The 753-nt window shown below is 63.7% G+C and carries 1 pseudogene; it reads right to left on the bottom strand.

The features are described from left to right. Positions 1-190 precede the first annotated feature (190 nt). A pseudogene (locus tag AX735_RS26015) lies at positions 191-753 on the bottom strand (hypothetical protein); the annotation flags it as partial.

The raw sequence follows: 753 nt of genomic DNA, 5'->3' as shown, positions 1-753 counted from the left end.
AATTCTGCAAGCAGCCCGGAGGTCATGACGATGCGGGCCGTTCGGTCACGGCCCTGGCGCGCGGCATCATTGAGCAGCGCAATGCGCTCGGTGCGTTGCCGCGCGCAAGTGAGGTCAGATGTGTCATGCATTGGAGGTCTCCTCCTGATCCAAGAGACGACGAGCGGACAACCGGACGGCCTCGCGGGACTCAGCCCGCAGGTTGAAAAGCGGAAAGCTGAACATCGATCGCGGTCCCGGCAGCAACGGTAATGGCAACCTGCCGGTCCTTGGGAATGACCCAGAGGATGCCGGCAAGCGTGTCGCGGATACGCGCCGCAATGGCCTCGTCCTCGCCGAGCAGCACCCGGGCCGCGAGCTCGCGCGCATCGCGCAGGAAGTGCTCGTGCTGGGTGTCCCAGGAGTCGGCCTCGCTGTCGTCGTTCGCGCAGAAACAGACGTTCTCGATCAGATCGACCAGCGTTTCAGGAGTCAGCGCCGGACCCGGAACATAGGCAATGCGGATCTGGTCGATGCCGCTGTACCAACCATCCTCGCCGAGGACGAAGGCGACATCTGCCGAGATCCGTTCCTCGCGCTGCGTTACGCTGGCGCGGTGGAAGACGCAGAACCTCAGCTCGATCGTCTCGGCACGAACATGGTCATCGAGCGGGGGGAAGCTGCCGTTTTCGGCGATGACGTGGTCGCGCTCTCCGGCTGCAACATAGAAGCGCACGTTGCCGAGCTGATGCAGCGCGTCATACCAGCCATAGC

The sequence above is a fragment of the Blastomonas sp. CCH1-A6 genome, assembly GCF_001556365.1.
GTDB lineage: Bacteria > Pseudomonadota > Alphaproteobacteria > Sphingomonadales > Sphingomonadaceae > Blastomonas > Blastomonas ursincola.
The sequence above is the reverse complement of the archived record's forward strand: the minus strand, read 5'-3'. Positions and strand labels throughout refer to the sequence as shown.